Raw genomic sequence first — 7,400 nt, 5'->3', positions numbered from 1 at the left:
ACAAGTCCGCGAGGTAGCTTAAAGCCCACGACGTTCGTCCTAGTAAGCTTCCTAATAATGGGCTTCTCGAACTCTACCTCGACCAGGGCTCCGTAGGCCACCGGGCTAGGCATGAACCACTGCGCGCTGGTGAAGCGCTCGACTATCGTTGCCTCTCGAACGCTAACCGGTATGAAAGGTGCCGCAGCGTCCTGGTGCTCCGATGAGCTCCTGGGCAGCCTAGGGAGGCTCCTCTCTGCCTTAACGTAAACTTTTGGGAAGAGCCTTCTGCTGTAGTGCCAGTTGGGACACCTATCCCCCTTACTGCGTAACGTTCTACCTATGTGGCAGTCATTCTCGAAGGGACAATTTCGGAAATCATAGGGATCTGTCGAAAGCGCTAGCCCAAGCTTACAGTACCAGACGTAGCCGAGGTCGTTAACCCTGTAAGCTTTGTCCCCTGCTTTGCTTTTTGTAATCAACTTTCTGTAATCTTCCTGGACGACATCAATACTCTTCTTCTCAAGCTCTCTGAACAGCCTTCCCGAACCATACTTAACGAATACCCTCTTGATAGTCTTTCCAATGGGAACTCTTATCTCAATAAAGATATTATTATCATGGACCCTTCTCAGATTTACTGGCCTGATTTTCGTGAGTCTAAGCCATCCTCCCCCCTCCTGCACTTTACCATATAGGACTTTTTCTTCACTTATTATTCTATTCAGCTTATGATCACGGAAGGTTACATTCTTAGCCTTTATGAACCACACATTACCGCCCAATACTCCATCTACCTCAACGTGTATGGGCTCAAAGGGTGGATACCTTGCAAGAAAGTCGTCAAGCGGGAGCCTCGATTCTCCTCCCTCCTCACTCCCTCTGGTGTAGCCTTCAATTTCGAAGTCTACTTCCTCGGCTGATGAGATGCCAGCTAGACTTCTCAAGCCAGTGAGCTTTGAAATCATGTCGTGAACCCATAACCCCTTTGCTCTGAGAATCTCACGAAGAATTCTTGCTATCTCGAGAGCTACAGAGCGCCCACCACCGCGGTACTGCCCAGCATCGGTCAGCTGATCAACCAATATTCGATTTACTTTTAGTAGATCAGGGATGAGGCCCTCTAGGCTTTCTAGCTTATCGATCAAGCTGCGAAGAATCTTTTCTGTTTGTGTACTCTTTCGCCCTTCAAATGACTCAGAAATTTTTTCAATGCTTTTACGCACTTCTCTGCGAATGTTACTTACATATGCATAAAGCCTGTCTACTTCGTCCTCGATGTCTTTCATAGACTTCTTAAAGTTGTTCAGAGAATCCCGGTTTTCTAATAATGGAACCACATCCAAGCCTGGGCAGTATTCTTCGATTAGGTGTCGAAACTTTTCTAGAAGCTTCTCGACCTCGCGTGAGAGACTGAGAAGCTTATCAAGAAGCCCCATCTTCTCAAGTTCTTCTCTGTACTCCTCAATGTCGTTTTCTAATTCCTCAGATAACTCCTTCACATTATTCCATTGATAGTCTAGCTCTCTTAGCGAATTTTCAATGGATTCGAAGATGTCTACTTGGTCTGTCCCTAAGGATTCCTTGATGTGAGATATGATCTGAGATAATGTCTCGACAATTCTCCCTGTGCTAGCCATGTTTCTCACTCTCTATTTTTTCGAGGCAGTTCAGTATCTTCTCGAGGAAGTCGATTAACTCCTGTTCATAAGCGATGGCTTTTTTACTGGCATAGGTGCTCTCACCCTCTAGAGCCAGCTTCGCCACACACTTCATAATCAATTCTCTCTCCTGGACGCGTGGGTTACTGGTGGTTACTCGTAGCTTGTACTTATCGCCTGCTACGCTTAGCGAAGCCAATGTTTCGCGATAATCCTTGCTGGAAAGGAGGAATGCCTCCGTTATGATTGGCCTGCCCAGGATGATTCCTGCGACCGTCCTTAGGGTCCTGTCGCTCCTGCCACCTCTGCCGATTCTCTGGACGAGTGAGATGGGGTTTTCGAGGCCTGCGTTGAGGATAAACGCGACGCCCTCATAGTCGACTCCTATCTCAAGCGAGGATGTCGACAAAACGGTGAGCCCCTCTTGGCCCTTCAGTCTCCTTATCACTGAGGCCCTCTCCTGCTCGCTCAGCTCGCTGTAGATCTCCGCTAGACGCTTTTCGAGATGCTTTTGCAGATCTCCGCTATCCGCTGCCTGCCTTAATTGATCTCTGGCTCCTGCGGGAGCATAGTGCCAATAGCAGAAGGGATTCGTTGGCTCCTCCACGCGTTGCGGGTCCAGGTGGTCCCTAGGCTCTCCAAGCGAGAGATTGTTAAGGTAGCCGCTTTTAACCCGCCTCAGTTCCTTGATGTTGTTGACGAAGATCACGGACTGCAGGGTGGGCACGTCTGCAGCGTGCTTTCGCTGCTCATACGAGTGACTTAGGAAGGTCGTCAGCACGGCCCAAAGCTGGCAATACGTGTTCCATGAGTACTGTGGCTTCATAGAGAAGAGACCTAGAATCACTAATCTCCTTCCTGAGATCGCGCGTGGATACTCTTCCAGAACTGTTTCGTAGGTGAGCACCCGCACTTTGCTGACAGGTACCCCGGTGAGTTTTGAGGCGAACTCCTCCGGCGACGGTATTGTCGCCGACGACACGATTATCCTGAGGCCTCGCCCTCCATCAGCCTGCTCCCTTATGAACCTCAGAAGATTAATCAGTGCCGCGAAGATTCCGCCTCTTATGCCGGTGTACTCGTGAGCCTCGTCTACCACAAGGAGGCCTACGTCCCCTAGCGCATGCGCGTTGAGGTCGTTCGGATTGCCGTCGAGGGTCCTCACCTCGAGTGCCCAGGGGTTCGTCGCAATGATATCCGCGTCCTTTACCTCCTCGCGAACTGCCTTCACGAAGCTGAAGGGCCCGCACTTATCGCACTTCACTTGCCCTTGCGGCGTTAACTTGAGGGGGTCGCCGCACTTCGGGCACCTGATCCCACGAAAATTAATCTCTCCCTTTAAATTGGCCTTCCTAGGAGTATCGCCGTCACTTATACCAACCCTTAGCTGAAGGCCGAGGCTCACAGCCTTGTCGAGAAGGCTGATCACTCGAAAAGCCTGGTCTACGGTTAGCGCCTTCCTTGGGTAGACCAGCAGCACTTTGTCCTTTCTCTTTTCGATGTAGTGCTTTCTGAGTAACCAGGCTAGTGCAAAGAGAAGGAACACTTCCGTCTTACCGCTTCCCGTGGGAGCCGAGATCACGAAGACTTCGTCTTTCTCTCCTGAGGCTAGGAGCTCTCTAAGCGCATACACCTGGTAAGCATCTAGGCCTTGCACGTGCTCATGGAGAGCCCTGAAGAACGTCTCTGTAAGGGAAACGTCACCATTAAAGAAGCGCAGCGCTGCCTCGTAGAGCTCGCGGCTCAGCCCGTTAGAAAAGTCCCGCTTCGCGGATACTTGGATCTGCCTGTCGCTCTGGCTAGGCATCGGCGTGAAAACAAGCGCAAAACGCGTCGATAATAGGTAGCGGCTAGCCCAAGGGGCGGTTCTAATCTCGGAACTCCTGACCAGCACGTCCATGTGAAGGCTTCTATAACCTATTGTTTCTCTTCCATCGTAGGAGTTTAACTCTAACAGGAAACCCCTTGCTAAGAGCTCGTTGAATATCGTTTGGGCTTTCCCTTGTTCGTAGCCCTTCACGCGCAAGAACTCTGTGACTTCGTCCTTTGTGAGAATGTATTCAACGTCGTTTATAGGGTACCATTGACCAGTCTTAATAGGATGATTAACACCGGCAATCTTTGGAGCTTCAAGCCCCTCAATAATAGCATGATATGCATTCACAAGCTCATCTGTAGCTATGAGAGCGCTTCTCATATTCAAAGCACGTCCATTTTTTATAATAGAAACTTCAATTTATGTTTTTTTGCAAAATCAATATATTCAGAGTATAGTTTCCGCCATTTGTTAGAGTATAGACCCGCTTCAAGAATGACTTTTAGCTCGTGAATCCCACTCTTTTCGCTGAAGGGATTAGTAATTTCCCATAAATCCTGGAGTTGTAATTCAACAGTCTCTTTAACTTTAACCAATAAATTCTTTGCATCTAAGGGTATATTTTCGTGAACAAGTTTTGAGATGAAAGGAGGCGTTAAATAAAAAAGTTCATTGGATGTAGGTTCTTTGTAAAAAAACTTATCGTGGTCTACATGATCTGAAATAGTCGGCTTATTTATAGGCTCTACGGCATTCGAGCCTGTTAGTTTACGTTCAAGGCTATGAAATTTACTTCGAGCCTCTTGGAGCGCTTTTGAGTTGATAGAGATGAAAGGGTAGATTATTTTTTCCTTCATAATCTCCATTTTCACATCAGACTTCTTTGGCGAGTGGATTGGCGTTTTTATTTTAAATTCTAGTACTTTTCCCAGAATGCCTAGAATTTTAGAGTCAAAATTAAACGGAGCCTCCTCCAGAGCCAAGAAATAAGCATTGGGTTCTGAACCTGGGATCATATAAGGTGGAGAACGGTTAAAAAAGAAAATTCCTTTGAAATTCTTTACTGCCTTCGCCTGATACATATCTTTTGTTTCGTTATAAGTTAACGGGATCAGGATCCTAAAGGGTCCTATTCTATAAAAGAAAGATCCATCAAAACTGAACATGAAGCCGTTAGTCATTATTCCGTTAACATTCTTATTAAATAACTCAATTCTTGTTTTTTGAACCTTTTCGTCAAGCTGAACAATAACAGATGCTGGAGATAAGTATACAAGAGAACTCTTATGAGAGTTATGCTCTTCATAAGCTATCAAGGATAGAGGGGAAGGAATTATGGCGGTTCTATGTCCCTCATCTAGTACGAGCGGTCTTATAAATCCCATGAGAAGACTTATGTAAATTTGCAGTTCGACCAGTTTAACATTTTCTATGTTACCATAAGTTATAAAGGTGCCTGTAAGTTCCTCTCCAATCTTTGATCTATCATCTTTCTTTCGCTCAAGCCTTTCTACACGAAATGATTCGTTAACGTTTAACCTTTGAACTCTACCGGAAAACCTTATAGCCCTTACTGAACCTATTTCTGATAAAAGAACTATATAGTAATCGTAATAAGTCGTATAAACATCATATCCTAACTTACTAGTTTTAATACTTTCATGTTTGAGTATTGGTACAAAACCTGGGAAAACTTGAACACAGTGATAAGAAAACGGAGGATCACTCTCAATGATTCTATCTAGATTCCGAGTGAGTTGTAAGCTCTCTGTAGATACTTTTATAATTTGGTTAAAGTAATCGGGTGAAAGCATCTACAATTTATTTTCAGAAAGTTATTATTATATATTTCTTTATGGAACACTCTGAAACGTTTTAAAGGGTCGATGCAAGAATCAGATAATATCACTGTGTTTAGAGCTTGAACCATTTTATGACTCTTCGTCGCAAAGTTATAAGTTAATTTTATCTTGTTGTTATTGGGGTTAACGTTGTGCTTTTAGACTCGCTTCCCCCGAGGCTTATCAGTCTGGCCTTAGAGGCGTGTTTGCACGAGAAGGGTCGCCGTATACCCATACATGGTGTTCATAAATGGTGGTCACGTAGATACTCTGCGGTATATAGGCTAATACTTGCCTCTTACGTGTTCGAGGATTCTTCTTATGTAGAGAGAGCACTAGTTAAGCCTGAGCTTATGAGGCCGTTTACCAGGGGGAAAGTGTTCTTTGAACCGTTAGCGGGTGGAGGGACTGGTCTAGCAGAGGCCGCTTTGGCCGGGTGGGATGTATATGGTTTTGATGTTAATCCCGTCGCGGCTTTGGCGGCGGGTACCAGTGTGGGAATCGTTAGTAGTGGTGTTCCAAGTGGGTTTAAGGATAAGGCTTTATGGCTCCTAGATGAATCTTTGAGGAGGGTTTCACAGTTATGGTTCTTCGAGGGAGGACTTGTCACGCATATATTTGTCTCCAGGAGTAGAATCCCGGTGTTACTCTCAAGGATGAGCAACACATACGTCACTATTTGTCCGAGGTGCTTTACCATAAATGAGAGTAAGGACGAGGTTGTTAAATGCGGGAGGTGCGGTCACACGTACAAGGTAAGCCATAAGCCTACGATAAAGCCTCGCCTCAGCCTCCCAGAGGAGATAACAGGCTGGAAGGCCTTCGCCGTTGAGGTTAGATGGATAAGCAACGGCAAATACACTCGAAAGTACATAAGCGTGTCTGAAAACCCCTCCCTTAAAAGATGGCTGGAGTCGACTAGAGAGCATGCCGAGAAATCTAACGAGGATGTCGTGGATGCTCTGAATGAAAAAATAGATGTTTTAGAGTCGAAACGCCTGGTAAAAGCCGGTATTAAGACCGCCAAGGAGCTTTTCTCTGGTAGACAGTTGGCTTCCTTCAGGATTTTTCTCGAGCTTTCCAGGGAAAAAATAAAGGATACCTTTGAAAAGAAGTTAGTCACAGCTGCCCTGAGCCAAGCTACCCAGAGTTCTAATCTCCTGGCTAGATGGTACCCGAAACTCGGCGAGATTGTACCCTCAGGAGGGATTAAGGCTCTCTGGGTCCCAGAATATACAGCGGTTGTGAATCCTCTAGCTCACATGCCGGGAAAACTGAGGACTCTAGCCAGAGGGACCATCGCGTCGGCGATCAATGCCCAGTTAAAGGCATGGAATTACGTGCAGGCTCACGGCGGTCCCAGCTATTCGAATTGGAGGGTCGAAGTAGGCGATGCACGTTCAATGATTCCCCCCGTGGGTGTAGATCTAGTGGTGGTGGATCCTCCCTATGGACGAATAAAGAGCTATGCAGCCCTAAGCCTCCCGCATTATTTCGCCTTGAAGCTCTATACAGCCCTGGAGGGCTCACAGCTCGCAAACAACGGGGACTTGAAGGAAGTAGAGGCATCGGAGGTGACTCCTTACAAGAAAAAGGAGTTTTTTGAGGGAATGTATCGTGTGATATGTAACTCCTCTAAAGCCTTGTCTCAGAATGGGCGCCTCGTCTTAATGTATAACTCCACAGAGCTAGATGAGTGGCGTGCGTTTTTCAAGATTTTCAAAGAGTGCAGCTTGTCACCAACAGCTGTGTATTGGGTTTTAGGAGAAACACCGAGTGGATTAACCGCGTCGAGCATTAAAGGAATGTTTTTAATAGTATTGAAAAAAGATCCGGGGGAATCAGCCACCGTTATTTTTGAGAATGCTGTGAAACATTCAATTAGGTTAGGCTTTAAAATAGATAAAGAGATTGAGAGGAAAGCTTTCGAAAGCCTAACAAACGGGCTCATCGAAGCATATCCAGACCTCGAACTTAATATAGTCTATTGAAATACAAGAGTGAGTGTTCTAGTGTGTCGAAAGTCCAAAGGGCTGTAAACGGCTCAGGCATTTTTATTGTCTTTATTAGAGTTAGCCTATTCTGACCTCTAGGGATTCCTGT

General features: G+C 46.0%; 4 protein-coding genes. 1 reads left to right on the top strand and 3 read right to left on the bottom strand.

Annotated elements, in window-relative coordinates; translation table 11 throughout:
- The 3 genes from ACP5KC_RS07755 to ACP5KC_RS07745 all read right to left on the bottom strand — a co-directional run.
- The coding region (locus ACP5KC_RS07755) for a hypothetical protein (RefSeq protein ID WP_428287179.1) at positions 1–1,619 on the bottom strand (1,619 nt) is incomplete at its 3' end.
- Positions 1,612–3,837, bottom strand: coding sequence for a DEAD/DEAH box helicase (locus ACP5KC_RS07750; RefSeq protein ID WP_428287178.1), 2,226 nt, complete (start codon positions 3,835–3,837; stop codon positions 1,612–1,614). The genes ACP5KC_RS07755 and ACP5KC_RS07750, both read right to left, overlap by 8 nt.
- 20 nt (positions 3,838–3,857) lie before the next feature.
- Entirely contained in the window at positions 3,858–5,270 is a 1,413-nt protein-coding gene (locus tag ACP5KC_RS07745) for a hypothetical protein (RefSeq protein WP_428287177.1), read from the bottom strand.
- Positions 5,271–5,449: 179 nt separating this feature from the next.
- Between ACP5KC_RS07745 and ACP5KC_RS07740 the strand changes: the two genes are divergently transcribed.
- Positions 5,450–7,288, top strand: coding sequence for a hypothetical protein (locus ACP5KC_RS07740; protein WP_428287176.1), 1,839 nt, complete (start codon positions 5,450–5,452; stop codon positions 7,286–7,288).
- Positions 7,289–7,400: the final 112 nt, after the last annotated feature.

Origin of the sequence: Infirmifilum sp. (assembly GCF_049970975.1) — an archaeon.
GTDB lineage: Archaea > Thermoproteota > Thermoprotei > Thermofilales > Thermofilaceae > Thermofilum > Thermofilum uzonense.
The sequence above is the reverse complement of the archived record's forward strand: the minus strand, read 5'-3'. Positions and strand labels throughout refer to the sequence as shown.